The sequence below is a fragment of the Paenibacillus sp. PAMC21692 genome, assembly GCF_014303795.1.
In the GTDB taxonomy this organism is placed as follows: domain Bacteria; phylum Bacillota; class Bacilli; order Paenibacillales; family Paenibacillaceae; genus Pristimantibacillus; species Pristimantibacillus agaridevorans.
Genome location: NZ_CP060293.1, coordinates 458,111 through 474,758, shown reverse-complemented (window position 1 = coordinate 474,758; position 16,648 = coordinate 458,111). Strand labels below are relative to the sequence as shown.

Annotated in this window: 13 protein-coding genes; 12 read left to right on the top strand and 1 reads right to left on the bottom strand. The window is 53.2% G+C overall.

Annotated elements, in window-relative coordinates; translation table 11 throughout:
* Positions 1–297 precede the first annotated feature (297 nt).
* From H7F31_RS01930 to H7F31_RS01920, 3 genes are read left to right on the top strand one after another with little or no spacing between them, the layout of a single operon-like run.
* Complete coding sequence (locus H7F31_RS01930; protein WP_187102770.1) at positions 298–1,461, top strand: winged helix-turn-helix domain-containing protein; 1,164 nt, start codon at positions 298–300, stop codon at positions 1,459–1,461.
* A gap of 60 nt (positions 1,462–1,521) precedes the next feature.
* A complete protein-coding gene (locus H7F31_RS01925) occupies positions 1,522–2,850 on the top strand; it encodes an MFS transporter (RefSeq protein WP_187102769.1) in 1,329 nt (442 codons plus the stop codon).
* The gene (locus H7F31_RS01920) at positions 2,847–3,695 is read left to right on the top strand and encodes a TolB family protein (RefSeq protein ID WP_187102768.1); all 849 of its coding nucleotides are present in this window, start codon (positions 2,847–2,849) and stop codon (positions 3,693–3,695) included. Before H7F31_RS01925 ends, H7F31_RS01920 begins: the two co-directional genes overlap by 4 nt.
* 172 nt (positions 3,696–3,867) lie before the next feature.
* Here the strand turns inward: H7F31_RS01920 and H7F31_RS01915 are convergent, their stop codons facing one another.
* Entirely contained in the window at positions 3,868–4,914 is a 1,047-nt protein-coding gene (locus H7F31_RS01915; protein ID WP_187102767.1) for an LLM class flavin-dependent oxidoreductase, read from the bottom strand.
* 231 nt (positions 4,915–5,145) lie between these two features.
* On the opposite strand from H7F31_RS01915, the gene H7F31_RS01910 reads away from it, so the two are divergent.
* From H7F31_RS01910 to H7F31_RS01875, 9 genes are all read left to right on the top strand, one after another.
* Positions 5,146–5,595: a DUF1284 domain-containing protein gene (locus H7F31_RS01910; RefSeq protein WP_187102766.1), complete on the top strand. Its 450-nt coding sequence runs from the start codon at positions 5,146–5,148 to the stop codon at positions 5,593–5,595.
* The gene (locus tag H7F31_RS01905; protein ID WP_187102765.1) at positions 5,592–5,969 is read left to right on the top strand and encodes a DUF4180 domain-containing protein; all 378 of its coding nucleotides are present in this window, start codon (positions 5,592–5,594) and stop codon (positions 5,967–5,969) included. Before H7F31_RS01910 ends, H7F31_RS01905 begins: the two co-directional genes overlap by 4 nt.
* Before the next feature lie 304 nt (positions 5,970–6,273).
* Complete coding sequence (locus H7F31_RS01900) at positions 6,274–10,335, top strand: S-layer homology domain-containing protein (protein WP_187102764.1); 4,062 nt, start codon at positions 6,274–6,276, stop codon at positions 10,333–10,335.
* Between the two features lie 442 nt (positions 10,336–10,777).
* Positions 10,778–10,933: a paeninodin family lasso peptide gene (locus H7F31_RS01895; protein WP_179215553.1), complete on the top strand. Its 156-nt coding sequence runs from the start codon at positions 10,778–10,780 to the stop codon at positions 10,931–10,933.
* A gap of 359 nt (positions 10,934–11,292) precedes the next feature.
* A complete protein-coding gene (locus H7F31_RS01890) occupies positions 11,293–12,264 on the top strand; it encodes a phosphoenolpyruvate carboxykinase (ATP) (RefSeq protein ID WP_187102763.1) in 972 nt (323 codons plus the stop codon).
* A gap of 52 nt (positions 12,265–12,316) precedes the next feature.
* Positions 12,317–14,119, top strand: coding sequence for an ABC transporter ATP-binding protein (locus H7F31_RS01885; protein WP_187102762.1), 1,803 nt, complete (start codon positions 12,317–12,319; stop codon positions 14,117–14,119).
* A 630-nt stretch (positions 14,120–14,749) separates the two neighbouring features.
* Positions 14,750–14,884, top strand: coding sequence for a hypothetical protein (locus H7F31_RS34105; protein ID WP_261800272.1), 135 nt, complete (start codon positions 14,750–14,752; stop codon positions 14,882–14,884).
* 48 nt (positions 14,885–14,932) lie between these two features.
* Positions 14,933–15,673 (top strand): lysoplasmalogenase, encoded by a 741-nt coding sequence (locus H7F31_RS01880; RefSeq protein WP_187102761.1) that lies wholly within the window; start codon positions 14,933–14,935, stop codon positions 15,671–15,673.
* A 243-nt stretch (positions 15,674–15,916) separates the two neighbouring features.
* On the top strand, positions 15,917–16,582 hold the full coding sequence (locus tag H7F31_RS01875) for a hypothetical protein (protein ID WP_187102760.1): 666 nt from the start codon (positions 15,917–15,919) through the stop codon (positions 16,580–16,582).
* Positions 16,583–16,648 lie beyond the last annotated feature (66 nt).

Sequence of the window (16,648 nt, the reverse complement as noted above, 5' to 3'; positions counted from 1 at the left end):
ATTACCTGGCGAAGGTAGAGGTTGAGAATCTAACGGACAAGAGCGACTCTATTTGCTTGTTTATCTCCATAATCAAATTGTAACGGACAGGAGCGCCTCTATTTGTCCTAAATATGGAGGAAAGCTGCTCAGACGGTGGGAATAGCGTCGCGTGTGTCTGTTAGATTTCAGAGTCACGTTATAATCGAGGATTAGCGTCTCACCTGTCCGTTAGAAAGGAGAAGCGGAGCGGTTGCTCCCCGGGTGCCCCTTTTCTATAATGGATGTACTTATCTGCGTAAGAAGGAGGAGCGTTCCATGGGACCCGTGCGGCAACCGTTGCAACTAGATCGAGACAAGCTGGAAGCGTCCTTCCGCGGAAGAAGCGTGGCGCTGCTGCCCAAGGAGTTCGCGCTGCTGGACTTTCTATGCCGCCACGAAAGCCGGTCATTCAGCCGCGAACAGCTGCTGGATGCGCTGTGGACGATGGAAGCGCCCGTGGACCGAACGGTCGACGACCATATTTACCGGCTACGGAAGAAGCTCGCGCTCTGGGAGACGGAGCTCGGCATCGAGACGGTGCGAAGCGTGGGTTATAAGTTCGTCTATAAGAAGCGGGAGGCATCGGTCAATCCGCTGCTGGGGCTTCCCGCATTCAACGAAGACATGCGCGGCGTCGCCGGTACTTACCTGCGATATGGTCGCGGGGACGCGCTGCTTGCCCTATACAAGAAGAGGGAGATGTTCGGCTTCGACGTAGACCCCGGCTTCGGCTTGCTGATCCGCGCGATGGAGGGCGATGTCCGGTTCGCGGTGGATCCCGAGGCCGCTTCGTTGAAGGATCGGGCGTTCCTGCTTCTGTATCTGCATCAATACGTCGATCCCGGGAGCAATCGTCCCTTTATCGAAGCGGCGCTGCGCGATCGAACGCTGCCGCCGGTATGGCAGAACGAGCTGGAGACGATGACGATCATTCATCTGCTGTTGGAATGGGAGGAATACGAGGAGGCGCTGTTGCGTCTGGAGGACCGGATCTCGGAGGCGCGAGAGCGCGGCTGGGAAGGATTGTTTCCCTATTACGCCAATCTGAGGTTGGCATACGCCCTGCATGCGGAAGAGGATCAGGATCGGCGGCTTGCTCTTCAACAGGCCGAGGAGGAGCTGCGCAAGTACCCATACAGGCGGGAGGAAGGGCAGTTTCTTCTGCTCAAAGGACTGTTCGTCTATTCTTCCGATCCCGCCGGCGGCCAGGCGAACATGGAACAAGGCGTAGCCGTGCTGGGACAGTCGCAATTCGTCCTACACCTTCTGCACGGGCTGCACACGATTCTAGAATTCGCCAGGCAGAGAAGCTGGGACGGAGTGCGCCGCCGTTTCGAGGGGGATTGGCAGCGGCTCATACGCTCGATTGGGCTCGACGAGATCCAAGACGAGATGAGGCGCCAGCTGGGCGAATATTTTGACGAAGAGGCGGTTCTCTGATCTCCTTCTGACAATAGCCGGTTAAGGTAGTGGAAACGTTATGGATGGAGGAATTTCGTCATGAAAGTTTCCGCTCCGGGAGCCGCGCGCATGTGGCAGCCGTTGAGAGAACGAGGGTTTCGCAGGTTATGGACGGGCCAAACCTTGTCCGACTTGGCGAATTGGCTGGATTTTGTCGCGATCAGTACGCTGATCGTGTACGCATGGGGGCACGGCCCCGCGGAGATGGCGCTCTACTCGGCATGCGTCGGGCTCCCGTGGGTCGTCATCGGCCCATGGGCAAGCGTCAGGCTTCGAAGATTCCGCGGCAAAACGATATTGATCCTATGCGACGCGCTGCGCGCCGTCATCGTATTCGCGATGGTATGGGCCGATTCGCTGCCCGTATTGCTTGTGCTCGTGTTCCTTAAGATGAGCGTCAGCTCCGTCTTCGATCCCGTCCGGCAGCAAGCCGTGAAAGGGCTAGTAGGAGCCGAACGGCTGGCGCAGGCGACTTCGCTTAGCGGCATTTCGGCGAATTTGACCAAGATCGTCGGACCGATGCTGGGCGGGATATCCGCGCTGTGGCTGGGGCAAGCCGCGCCGTTCGTTATAGGCGCCTCCTTGTATGCTTTATCTGCCGCCGCGCTTGCAGGATTGCCGCGGTGGGGAACGGAAGCGGGAAGGGCGGAACGCGGCAAAGGCGGAGCTCTGCGTCAAGCGATAACGCATATGAAGGGAAGACCGCTGCTCCGGGCCGGCATGATCTATATGGGGCTGACGTATGCGCTCATCTTCGTGTACGACAATCTGTTTGCCGTGCTTGCGAAAGACGCCGGGCTGCGGGAGGAAGGCTTCGCGCTGCTGATCGGCTGCGTGGGCGCCGGAAGCGTAGCAGGGGCGATCGCCGCCGGTTATTGGGACGGCTGGCGCCATCGGCCCATCGTCCGCATGGCGCAGGCTGGCCTGCTATCCGGTTTGGTGCTCGCGTTGGCGGGCCTGTCGGGACTTGGCTGGCTTCCGGCGAATCTCCCGGGTTGGCTGCTGGGGGCCGCGCTCATCGGCTACTGCGGAGCGCAATCCGCCGTTCCGTTCGGCTATCTCATGCAGACGGAGACGACGGAGGACACCATCGCTCCCATGTCGTCGCTGGCATCAGCCGTTCAGACGAGCTCCATGCTGATCGCTCCCTTTATCGGCGCAGCGGCAGCGGCATACTGGAGTCCGGGAGGCGTATTCCTAAGCGGCCGGCTTCGTTATGCTGACCGTTGGCGGAATCGTCTGGACAAGGGGTGCCGCTCCCGGGGGAAAGTCGGCTTTTTCCGCAACGGAAGCACGGGAAAAGCGTTTAACTTTGTAGCAAGCATATCGGCAAGGTCAAGGCCAAGGGAAGGGACTGGGCGAAAATGAGGAAGGTCAGAAGTTATTTAGAGACATTGGATGTGCATACCGGACAGCGTACCGTGCTGGCCGCGTTCGATAGGCGCATTGAGGCGCCGAATTGGACGAGAGAAGGAAAGCTGATCTATAACAGCGAAGGAAAGCTTTATGCCTTCGATCTGGAAACGGGCGTCAGCGAAGAGATCCCGTCCGGCTTCGCCAACCGGTGCAATAACGATCACGTGCTCTCTCCGGATCATACGGAGATCGCGGTCAGCCACCATACGGCGGAGGACGGAAAGTCCCGTGTCTACGTATTTCCTTTGGCAGGAGGAGAGCCGGTCCTGGTGACAGAGGAGGGGCCTAGCTATCTGCATGGCTGGTCGCCGGACGGAAGCACGCTGGCTTACTGTGCCGAGCGAAATGGGCAGTACGATATCTACACCATTCCGGTATCGGGCGGCCGGGAGAAGCAATTGACCGACTCGCCGGGATTAAACGACGGGCCGGAATATTCGCCGGACGGCCGACTCATCTGGTTTAACTCCGTTCGCAGCGGTCTGATGCAAATCTGGCGCATGAAGTCCGACGGTTCCGAGCAAACGCAGATGACGTTCGACGAGAGCAACAGTTGGTTCCCGCATGTATCGCCGGACGGAAATACGGTCGTCTACATCGCTTACCGCAAGGGAGATGTGGATCCCGGCGACCACCCACGGAACAAACACGTGGAGTTGCGCGCCATGTCCAGCGAAGGCGGACCGTATCGCGTGCTGGCGGAGCTATTTGGCGGACAGGGAACGATCAACGTCAACTCTTGGTCGCCGGACAGTACCCATTTTGCGTTTGTCAGCTATGAGCTAGTGGACGAATAGACGATAGTCAAGCTGGATAAGATGTGATTGGCGTTAAGTGCCATAATCGCAAACAAAGCCTCCGATTCTGCGAAAGTCCGCAGAATTGGAGGCTTGTCTTGTAGTCGAGGGCGGCCAACGGCGTGTTGGCCCTGTACATGGCCGATCCTTCGATTGTGCATTCCACGAAAAATTACCCTTCGATGCGAGCCAGCTCCTTATGAACGATGGGTGCTACCTTGGTGCCAAGCAGCTCAATGGAGTGAAGAATCTCGCGATGCGGCATCACTCCCACGTCGAGGTGAAGGAAGAACCGGGTGAGACCTAGGTTCTTGCGAAGCAAGACGATTTTTTCGGCCACGAATTCAGGATCGCCGACATACAGCGCTCCGCGCAGCGTACGAGCGGCATCAAACGCCGATCGGTCATAAGCCGGCCAGCCGCGCTCGCGTCCAAGTTTATTCATCTGCGCTTGTGTGGGAGGATAGTAAAGGTCGGCCGCCCCGTCTGTCGTATCGCCAATAAAGCCGTGGGAATGCGACGCGATCTGCAGCTTGCGCGGATCATGTCCGGCCTGTATGGCGGCGCGCTTATACAGATCAACAAGCGGAGCGAAGCGCTCCGGCATTCCGCCGATAATGGCGAAGACGACCGGCAGCCCCAGCATGCCCGCGCGCACGGCAGATTCCGGGCTGCCGCCGGTGGCGATCCAGACGGGAAGCGGATCCTGGACGGCTCGCGGATAGATGCCAAGGTTGTCAAATGCGGGACGGTGGCCTCCGCGCCAGCTTACCTTTTCGGACTTGCGAATCGCGAGAAGCAACTCCAAGTTCTCTTCGAACAGGGAATCGTAGTCGTCCAAGCTGTATCCAAAGAGAGGGAACGACTCGATAAATGAACCGCGGCCCGCCATGATTTCGGCTCTGCCGTTCGACAAGCTGTCAAGCGTGGCGAAGTCTTGATAGACCCGCACGGGGTCGTCCGAGGAGAGGACGGTGACAGCGCTTGTCAGGCGGATATGCTTGGTCGCAGCGGCAGCTGCCGCCAACGTGACGGCGGGGGCAGAGGCTGCATAATCCGATCTATGATGTTCGCCTATGCCGTATACGTCGAGACCGACCTGATCGGCAAGCACGATTTCCTCCACTGCGTTGCGCAGCCGTGCGGCATGGCTATCCGGGCCATTTGTTGCTTCCAAGAACGTGCTGATGCCGATCTCCATTTTTTTTTCTATAGTCATTGGATAAGCCTCCTTGTTGTGTTGTAGTAACAGTACTTCCTTATCAGTTTACTATATAATATAATGTCTCTCAACAATAGTAAGTAAAACATCCTAAGTTCGGTTTTTGTATTGCGGGATGCGGATCCCTCTGCTATATTTTGATCAATCGACTGCTGGTCGTGACTAGCTCGGCAGACTTTTTAGTTTTGGCCGAAGCCTGGTATGGCAGAAGGAGAAGGGGGTGCCGGCATGGGTGCGATTGCATTAAGGGGTCATCATTTGCTTTGCCTGCTGGGTTATCGGGGCAAAGGGTATTCGGACGGATTCTGCGCCAACATGACCGGGATTTACGAGACGCTGCGGCTCCATCCGGAGACCGTGATTGAAGTGATCGACGGTCCTGACGATATATGCCGGGCGTTCCCGAGCGACCAGCCTTCCCATTGCCGCAATGATTCCGTGTACCGCAAGGATCGCGATATTTTGGCACAGGTGGGGCTTGCGATCGGCAGTCGCTCCAGTTGGAGCGGCGTGTTATCCAGGGTGGCGAGCAACGTGGGGCCGGACGATATTCGGACATTATGTTCGGACTGCCGCTGGGAGCCATATGGACTGTGCAAGGAGGGCGTGGCGCATATCCATGGCGTGCAAGAGTTGCGTCCGCTGCCGGAGGGCGAAAATAAAGGAGGGGCAAAATGAACATACGATTAGATGTGCGGGGTGATTCCCGCGTCGCGATTATCGAGAGCGAAGGAGTAGTCGTGAGCGACGTGCAGGACGCGCTGGACTTGATGGCTACAGTGAGCTACGAAACGGACGGCTGCAACAAGCTGTTGATCCGCAAGGAGGCCGTGAGCGAACATTTTTTTGAGCTGAAGACGAAGCTCGCGGGCGACATCCTCCAGAAATACGTGAATTATGGGGTCAAGCTTGCCATTATCGGCGAATACGGCGGATACGACAGCAACAGCCTGAAGGACTTCATCTACGAATCGAACCAAGGCAAGCAGGTGTTCTTTTTGCCGGACGAGCAGGCTGGATTGGATGCGCTTCATGGGATGCAGGTCAAATGATTAATCAGGCAGGAATTTTGTGAAGGCGGGAATTTTTTAAAATTATGAACCATCCGCAGCGGGCCGGAGGGTTCTTTTTTTCTACGACGGCACAATCATCTAACATGATTTCCTATCTTTTGCCGAAGGTATTAAGCTAAAGAGCGGAGCGGCTGAATTATTTTATCGTAAACAGCAAGGTGAAGAAGGGAAAAGTGTTCGTAATAGAGAATATCAAGTATCCATGGGACTAAATGGTGATAGTTCCAAATTATAAAATTGTGGAGGATGAATGCAGCCCGTGCTAATTCGGAGAATGCAAAGGATGAGGATCTTATTTTTAATTATGGCCATGGGATTGTCATTGATTGGAAATATGGGAAGCGCCGGCATAGCGCATGCTTACCAAGAGACGATTCAAGGGGCAGGCACACTGCAGACAGAGCTGCCGCAACCGGCTGCAACTCCAACGTATACCTTAACGTTGGATGGTAGCTTGACGGACTGGGTATATGATGAACAAGCAAGTGCCATCTATGCGATTTCCTCGGAGACCAACAAGCTGTACTTCATCCATGCGGACACGCTAACCATTGCGAATACAGTGTCTATTGGAAGCATGCCATCCGACATCGAGCAATACGGCGATCAATTGTTTATCGCCCTATCAGGGGCAACTGGCATCCAGGTCGTTCAAGCAAGTACCGGCGAGAAGAAGGAACTGTTAGCGACAACAGGTCAACCCAAACGACTGACGGTTACGAAAGACCTGGTACTGTATTCGACGGCGGATGACAAGTTGTACCGTCTGGATCAAAACACTAGAGCCAGCAATCTGGTTTATTCCAGAACCTTTATCGGCAGAGCTGTACTAAAAGCCAATGAGGCTGCAAAGCTGGTGTATGTAGGCGAACAAGGCTCAACCGGATCGGATCTTTATGCAATCCACTATGAGACTAATCAATTAGTGGACAACAGCACTTATGATGGGAATTACGGCTTCGGATTTCCGTCGCCATACGTCGGTTTCGATGGAACGGATGTCTTCTTCGGAGGATCTCGGCTAAATGGGACTAGCTTAGCTCAGATTCATGGGGCATATCCTAGGTTTAAGGATTTTTTACACCTCGATTCCAAGCTGATGGATATGAACGCCTCTGTTGTAGCGACTAGTGAGGGCATAATCGACAAGCAACAATACACGCCATTGGTTACTTTCCCATATGATGCGCTTAAAGTGCTTTTGGGCACAGGCGGCCGCACCTTTCTGCAACCGGGTACTCATACCTCCAACATAATCGAGGCTTATGACTTTAATTTGCTTGCAATGAAGCCCACATTAGAGTTTATGGCAGGGCCGGGAGGATCCGTGGTCAGTAATTATGCAATCGACAGCTGGACTACAAGCGATTCGGATCCGAATATTTATCTAGTTTCCTCATACACAAATGAGCTGGCAGTATTGAGGAAAGCGGACTTTTCGCTCCAGCACAAGCGTTACGTGGGATCCAAGCCAACGGATATTTCATTGCTGAATGGGAAGCTGTATATCGCGTTACGAGGGGAAACTCATATCGGCATCATCGACGTTAATGATATCCAAAGCAATGTGGAGCGAGTTTTAATCGACTCCAACCCTGATCGGGTCATTCCATCCAAGGGACATATTTTTTATTGGGGACAGGATACATTCCGGGAATTTCACGCAACTAACGGCACCAGAGATGTGGCGGTAGGCGATCTAAGGGCTTACGATGGAGCTGCTTATTACGAATCGGTCTCAGATGTGCTTTATATCGCGGAGGACGGTGAGATCCAAAAAATAGATCCCTATACTTTGACCGTGTTATCATCGGTAACCGTGACCGGGCTGAATTGCAACTCCCGCATGCTAATAAGTGGCGACAGCATGTACTATTGCAATAAGAAGGCAAGTCTTTCCGATCCAGGTTCGATTGCTGGCACATACCCGGAAACGATCACCCACGTATTTGGAGATAATGTCTTCAGCGCGACTGCTATCTATGATAAGGAAACTTTCACCAAGACGGCAGGACTGCCGTTTGCCATAAGGGAGGTCTTTCAAGATGGCGACGGAACGTTGTACGTATCCAACGAGAAACAGCTGTACAAGTTCCGGGGCGTAGAAGGCATGAACGAATATATTCGGTCGATGATGACTCCGGCCCTGCTCGAGGTCGTCGATCTTGGAGAACTGCCGAATCAGGTTACGGGAATCGCGATCCTCCATCCGGCAGAGGATGATAATCATCTTAACGGCTACAGCCTCTTCTACCTGGATGCTGACAAAAACAAAATCTCCCCCGTCCAGACATGGAGCGAATACGACCCAGACTATGACATCTACGTGTATAATCTCAACATCACGAATATTCCTGGGAATGCTGTATATATAGGAGCTTTCTCTAGTCCCAAAAACCAGTCTCTGACGGATATTCCGCCAGCAACTGCATTGATTTGGGACGTCCCGGCCTATTTCGCCAGCGAATTTTCGTTCACAGCGGGCTCTGCCAGCAGTGGAAGCGTGAAGGGGACGGTCAGCTGGAAGCCTGGCGCGGAATATGCCAATACGACCTACAAGCTTTGGTTCTATGGCAACGAGGGGACGATTGGAGAAAGTCTGGCCACAAGGGCAGGCGGCCAAACTTCGTATGTCTACGAACTCCCGTTAACCGCTCTCCCTGACGGCGCCATGGGCCTGGCTTTAACGCAAGAACGCGAGGGGTCCAGCGCTTATTATTATCAGATTATCATCTTCGACGGTTATACAACGCCGAACATTGAAACTAGAGATATAATGATTACGAAAAATGCCAGCGCTGATGATGAGGTACGGGTCACTAATGTTAATCCCGGTGACAAGATTAGCGTATACACGGACGGAGGATATTTACTTGGAGAGACGGTTGTGCCAAGCGGAAGCCATACGGTAGCTTTGAAGATTTACAATATCGGTAATCCCGGACAAAAATTGATCGTAACTAAAACATCTCCCGGCAAATATGAAAGCGATGGTACCGTTGTAATTGTTCCCCAGTCGAATGGAGGTGGCGGCGGGGGGATCCCGATTCCGAACCCAGGAGGTGGCGGTGGCGGCAACGGGGGGATTCTTCCTCCTTCGGGAGGTTCGGGCCTGCCGTCCCCTAAAGAGCCGACAGACGAGGCGGAGCAAACTTTACTGGAGGCAGAGATTGAGCAGATTAATGGCGAACGGATTGGGAGAGTTGCGATCGCGAATGATGAACTGACGTCCCAAACAGAGACGAATTCCTTCGCTGAGGATCGCACGATTCGTTTGGAGACCGGCAGCGAGGAAACGATTATCGTATTCGAGCTTACGGGCAGCGGCGTTCGGAATCTGTTAAAGACAAGTCGGGACACGCGTCTTGAGTTCACGACGCCCTCGGGCTCCTTCATCATTCGCGCAGAGGAATTGCAGGATGCGGTAGAGGGAGCCGGCCAAGCGGAGCGCTTCGAGATTAGGCTGGAGCGTGTGGAATCCAAGAATGAATTGGAGGAGGCGTTAACGCTAGGAACCGAACTCCTCGGAGTGCCGGTCGCCTTCGAGGCTTATGCTGTAGTGAGCGGTAAAAAACAAGAGTTAAATGACTTTGCTTCCTATGTGGAGCATGTGCTTACTTTTAAAATGGCTAAACCGTCTTATGACTCGCTGGCGGGTCTCATGCTTGCTCAGAATGGCAAGTCTTACGTACCTGTACCAGTCAAATTCGAGTATGCTGATGGTGTGTTAAAGGCTAGCCTATTCCGAAAAGGAAACTCTATCTATGCCGTTGCAAAGAACAGCGTCTCTTTCAACGATTTGCCTAATTCTGCAGCGTACAAAAAAAGCATTCAGTTTCTGGCCAACAAAATGGTGGTAAACGGCTTCCCTGACGGCTCGTTCAAGCCGGACCAGTCCGTTACGCGCGCTGAATTCGCAGCCATGCTGAACCGCGCTTTGGGGCTTCTGCCGTCGACGGCCCCAGCTGAGACCGGCTTCCATGATGTCAAGATGCAAGACTGGTTCGCCGGGAACGTGAACTCAGCGGTTGAAGCTGGTCTAATTCTGGGTTATGAAGACGGCAGCTTCAGGCCCGCTGATACCATTAATCATCAAGAGATGCTTACCATGCTTGTCAGAGCTCTGAACTATGCCGGCCATTCCCTTCCGGCTTCCGCTCCGCTGGACGCGGCGATTCAGGAGCAACTGGAGGACTGGTTTGAGCCCTCCTATTCGAGTGCTCAAGGAGTAGGAATGCTGAAAGGTTCAGGTGACCCGTTTGTTTTCTCCGCTAAAGCAGAAGCGACTAGACAGCAGTGTGCGTTGCTCCTTCATCGCATGCTGAATGATATCTTATTTACGTAACGAACGGAAATAGCTATGGCGAGGCAGCGGTATTGACCGTTTGTCTCGCTTTTTTTTGCGTTTTTTGGCAGCGTATTCGTTCAAAGCGTGGGAGCCCCCGCTTGCCGCAAGGTGGCGGAAGTACTAGCCGAGCGGCGCTATTGCGGTTCGCTTGCAGCCCGTTGTTTTGCAAAAAGAAAGTGGAGTAGAGGCGCCTTCAATCCATGATTGACAATTTGTAAAGATGGCAGTAAGATGAGGTAGAGGTGTTCTTAATTAAGAACAACCGCGCAGAATAGAATTCTTTTTACAGGCTAACGTCGTGTTCTTGAAATATAGGAAAGTATATCATTTTGCCATACTTTCTCTATATTTCTCGTAACGAAACGCGCTTCGCCGTAAAAGGTCGGCGCAGCCGGTTCAACCTGGTTTAGCATCTCATACCCGAGTGGAGGTGTTGTGTTTGGGGAAAAAACAGTGGGTAACGCCAAAGTTGGAAACACTCGACATTAAGATGACTGCGACGGGAAAAGGAAAAGGCAAAGGTAAAGGCGGCTCAGGATCGGGCTCCGGTTCAGGCTCAGGCTCGGGATCGTCGAGCATCGGCTTCGGCAGCTAGGACAGACGTAAAGGCCATATGATTCGATAAGTCCTTATCCCTATCTGTAAGGGGTTTGGGCTTATTCGAACAGATAGAGGTTGTTCAAAAAGTCCAATTTTGATTACGAAGTAACTCTGGAAGTATCTCGACATCGAATCTTGCATTCAGACGGGACTTCCGGTGCTCACGTAGCTTCCACTACGCTCCGCTCCTCAGTCCCTAATCTTCATCCAACCTTCTACAGCGTTTTTGGAAAAAACGCAGCATCGGAAGCATACGCCCATGTACTGAAAATCGGACTTTTTGAACAGGAACAGATAGATGCATTTTGCAATTCTTAATAATGAACAATAACAGAGGAAAATCGGAGGCCTGCCATGATCGAGCAGTGGAAGGGGTACACCTATAAAGCTTTCGGATTACATATTGCCACCGAAATCCCGTTTCCGGGCGCCAAGCCGGCGGAGGACCGATCTCATAGCACCGACGTTTGGGTCGAATGGGGAGATTTGAACGCTTTATGGGAGGAGGTATCTACTCCGGACGACGCGTTCGTCGTACTGGATGACAAAGTACTGTTTCGGATTGGTCAGACGGCCGTCTATTCGGTGGAAGCGGGTACCCGGGTCATCGTTAGCCCCGAAGAAGGCGCGCAATTGGAGCGTATTCGTCTGTTTCTCGACGGTTATTGCATGGCGATTCTGCTGCTGCAGCGAAATATTCTCCCGTTGCACGGCAGCGCTATCGCCAAAAACGGCCTGGCGTATGCGATTGTCGGCAGTTCGGGCGCAGGCAAGTCGACGCTGACGAAGGCTTTGCTCGATCAGGGGTTCTCTTTCGTCAGTGATGACATTATTCCCGTCGTCCTGCCGGACACGGATAACGAGCTGGCGATCGTCTGGCCCGCGCTCCCCGAACAGAAGCTGTGGCAGGAGAGCCTGAGCGAATTAGGGGTCAGCCGGGAGGGACTTCGTGTCGTCTACGAGCGGCAGGCGCATTCGGCCGAATTGGCGGAAGAGATTCGTACGAAATATGCTGTTCCGGTTGCGAGGTTTAGCCATGCCCCGATGCCTCTTGCCGGCATATTCGAGCTCGCGAAGCGGGAAGACGCCACTGAGCTTGTTCCTATAGAAGGAGCGGAGCGACTGCGCACGCTTGCTCTCCACACCTTCCATCGCTCTCTGATCGAACCTATGGGCTTGCTGGAGTGGCATTTCCGGACAATCGCGGGATTGGCAAACCGGACGGACATGATGCTGCTTGGCAGGCAGCGGGATCAATACTCCGCTCCGGCACTTGTCCAGCTAGTGCTCGAAAATCTCCTTATAAAGCGGGAGAACGCGTCATGAGAGGCGATGTTACGCGAGTTGTACACTCCCCCGTTATCGATTGTCTTCGCCTATGAGCCATATTTTCGGTTTTGCAAGGCAAGTCTATCGTTATGCGGGGCCCGTGCTTTGGCTCAATTCGGTCGCGCTGCTGCTCATCGGCCTGCTGCAATCGGTAGGACTTCTGCTCATTCTTCCGCTGATCGCCATTACAGGGCTTATCGAATTCGATTCGGGCAGCATGCCATATGTTGGCTGGCTGTTCCAATGGTTCGAGGATGTGCCCAGGACGCAAAGCTTGACGCTTATTCTTTCGATTTATGTATTTATCACCGTCTGCCAAAGTCTATTCAACCGCCATCAGACGATACTGAACAAAAAAATACAGCAGGGCTTCGTTCGCAAGCTCCGGGAAGATACTTACAAGGGGCTGCTTCGTGCAAACTGGGATTTCTTTATTCGGCACCGGAAGTCGGACATCGTCAAAATCATGACGACGGAGATCGCCCAGGTAAAAAACGGCTTAAGCGCTTATTTTCAATTCGCGTCTTCGCTAATCTTTGCAGCGGTTAAAATCGTTCTTGCGTTTCTGCTTTCTCCGTGGCTAACGGCGGGCATCCTGGCCGCGGGCCTGGCTTTGCTGGTCTGCTCGCGTTATTTTACGCGAAGATCGGAGGAGTTCGGGGAGCAAAATTTACAGCTGTCGAGGGTGTACGTCGCCGGCATTACGGATCACCTGAACGGAATCAAAGATATCAAAAGCAATACGCTGGAGCAGGCGCATGCGGACTGGATGGGCGACGTATGCCGTCAAGCTGAGGATAACGCAGTGGCATTTACGCGGCTTAAGACGAACTCGCAGATGCTTTATAGCGTCGTGTCCTCGGTGCTGCTCGCCGGCGCGGTTTATCTTCTTGTCCACTTGTTCCAGTCGCAACCCGCCCAGCTGCTCCTTGTCGTGTTGTTGTTTTCGCGGTTGTGGCCAGTTGTTGTCCGCATGCAATCCCGATTGGAGAACCTGTCGAACATGATTCCGTCATTCGAAGCGCTGGTGGAGCTTCAGAACGAATGCGAGCGTTCGCGGGAATTGCAAATCGAGAGCTTTAGCAATGTAAGTCCCATCAGGCTGAATGAGGCAATAGAGCTGAACGGAGTCTGGTTTCGTTACGACCTTCGCAAGGAAGCGTATGCGCTGCGAAACGTGGACATTGTCATTCCGGCGCAGGGCATGACAGCTATCGTGGGTCCTTCGGGCGCAGGCAAAACGACGATGGTCGACGTGCTCATGGGGCTAAACCGTCCGGAGAGGGGAGCGGTGCGGCTGGACGGGAAGCCGCTGACGGATGATAATTTGCTGTCATTGCGGCGTTCCGTCAGCTATGTGTCGCAAGAGCCCTTTCTCTTTAGCGCAAGTATTCGCGACAACTTGTTGTTGATGGAGCCGGACGCTTCGGACGACAAGCTTTGGAACGTGTTGGAGCTTGCTTGCGCCGCCGATGTAGTTCGCAGGCTGCCGCAGGGGCTGGATACGGAGATCGGGGATAAAGGCGTTCGGCTCTCCGGTGGCGAGAAGCAGCGTCTGGTGCTGGCGCGGGCTCTGCTGCGGGAACCGTCTGTTTTGATTCTCGACGAGGCGACAAGCGCGCTGGACACGGAAACGGAGCGGAGGGTGCAGGAGACGCTGGAGCGACTGCGAGAACGAATAGCTGTCATCGTTATCGCGCATAGACTATCGACCATTCGGAAAGCGGATCAAGTTATCGTCGTTGACCAAGGAGCGATCGTCCAGAGAGGCCGTTATGCGGAGCTCGCGAGCGACCGCCGCAGCTTGTTCGGCCGTTTGCTGGGCCAACAGGATTTGGTTGCGCAAGGGTGAGCGGCGAGTCCGTTTCCAACACGAGGACAGGTCTGAATGCAATTTGACGACTTTTTATCCGGTTACGGCGGATAAGGAGTCTTCTTTTTTGACCGCTCCTATTGGCGATAAAAACTTCCGATTAAACGCAGGGCACATCCTCGAGCATTGGTGGGGGCGATCGTACGCTTAATCCAGAAATTAACGGAAAAAGCTCCTTTAAATCGCAATGAATCGAGCTATTTGCACGAATTAAAGGGAAAAGTGCCCAATAATCGTATAGGTTTTGAATGAATATAGGGATACGTCCGGAATTTGAGGGATATCCCTCTAAAACCCAGGGAACGGCGAGAATGGAGCAATTAGAGGGCGTTTTTCCCTTTATCCATGAGGAATGGTGACCACCCTGTATAAGAAGCTGTTTTTCTTGGCTTTTGAACGTCCTTGGACAAGGGTGCGCATCTTTTCGTTGACAGCCCGGTTCCGCTGTGTTGCAATCGTAGTATAGTCAATATTACTGTATAGCGGGCGAGCGGGGCTTAAGTTGATCCCCTTTTTTAAGCGCTTACAATTCATGCATCACTCGCGGCCGAATGACTAGAATCTACTGTTTCTACCGCTTTGGCATGCTTGCCGAACGTTATCGCATTCGTGGGCGTATTCTATTTTATAACCGGTCTGCCTGGCGCATCCGCCGCATGGCTGATCGTCATGCTGCTCCAACACTGGCCGGCTCCGACAAGCGCGTTCGTCAGGGACTGGGAGGGCAGGGAGCATTCGGGCTGATCCTGCAGCGATGAAGACACTTTAGCAACATAAGGGGGATAGAACGAAATGGATAAAAAACGTTTGATCACGCTCATCGTCCTCACGGCGATGGTCCATCTGGCGACGTTATCGGTGGACCAGCAATGGCTGCATTGGTTATTTAAGCTACTGCCCATGGCGCTTATCATCGTGCTTGCGGCGGTATCTTCGGGAGACGGGAGAAACGGTTCGGCCTATCGAAAGCTAGTCCTGGCGGGTCTGGTGTTTAGCATCGGCGGAGATACGTTCCTGCTGCTGCCGAACGATCCGTGGTTCGTGTATGGTCTGGGCTCTTTCCTGGTGGGACACCTGTTTTACGTAGCGGCGATGATGACGCGCTGGAGGGGGCGCAGCGAGCTGCAGAACAAGGAAGGGAAGCGGCATGGCATGGCAATCGGATTTACGTCCGGCATTCTGATTGTTGGCTATTCCCTTGTGTTAGGAAGCCGATTTTACGACAGCATGATGACCGACGACAGCCAGAAGGGTCTCTGGATCCCCGTTGTGGTTTATATCGTCGTCATCGGAGCCATGGGCTGGTCGGCCATAATGAGCCGAAGCATGTTGGCCGCGGGCGGGGCGCTGCTATTTATCGCATCGGATTCCTTGTTGGCCTGGAATAAATTCGTAGGCGAATTGCCGTTCGCGGGTGTACTGATCATGGCTACGTATTTCGCGGCGCAGCTGCTTATTGCTTCCAGTATCGAACGTGGGGGGCAGAGGCGGATGTTGCAGCAGGATGCTTCCGCCGCGTCGCATAACGGATAGGTATCACAAGAAAATGAGAAGGACGTAACCAAACCGAGGGTTTGGGAGCGTCCTTTCTCAATTATAGGAAAGTATATGATTTCGCCGTACTTTCCCTATAATTCTCGGAACGAGACACGCCCCGCCTCCAAAGGAAGGCGTAACCGTTTTGCCTTGCACGACGCACTTTAACGCAACCAATGGCTTTGATATTCGTTTAATAACAAGAGACTTGCAAACATGATTATACGAGGAGGGGGATCGGTGAAAAAGTCTGTGTTGTTGTCTGTCGGACTTGGCTGCGCCACCCTTTTGGTTGGCGCCTGTATCATTGTTTTTTTACAACCTAAGGAAATCAAGGTGGACAGAGTTTACGGATCGGGAATAAACATGAACGAATACAGCCTTTCCATTAGCCCGGCGGGTGAAAATATGATCTCCAGCACGCAGGAACAATATAACGAGGTAAGTGACGATTCGGCCATCAATATTTCGTATGCGGTCGTTTACGAGCAAAATAAATGGTTCAATAACGATCGGCGCAGCCTTAAGCTACTTCGATTCGAGAGACCGTTTCCGGTCGACCAAAATGCCAAAGTGCAAAGCTTTTATTACAGGCTGGTGGATGAATCGCTTGACGTGTACGACGATCGCACCGCAGTTTTTACTCGATTGTATGAAAAACGCGAATCCTACAACAATTTATTTGATCTGATACCGCAGTCCATCGTTGTTCCTGGAAATAAAGATATCAAGGAAGCGAGGCAATGGATACAGGAGCACAATCCCCAGTACTTAAATCTGATGGATAAAACGATTATCGATCCATCTGTACTTAGTAGTTGGCAACAGGATGATTACCGCCAAAGCTATAGCGACTTATCTCCGGAAGGACTTTCCCTTGAGGAGATTGTCGAACAAGCATCATGATTCTCCCGCAACAAACAACAGACCTCTTGGCGCGAACCGCCCGAGGTCTGTTGCATGTGTGAAAGA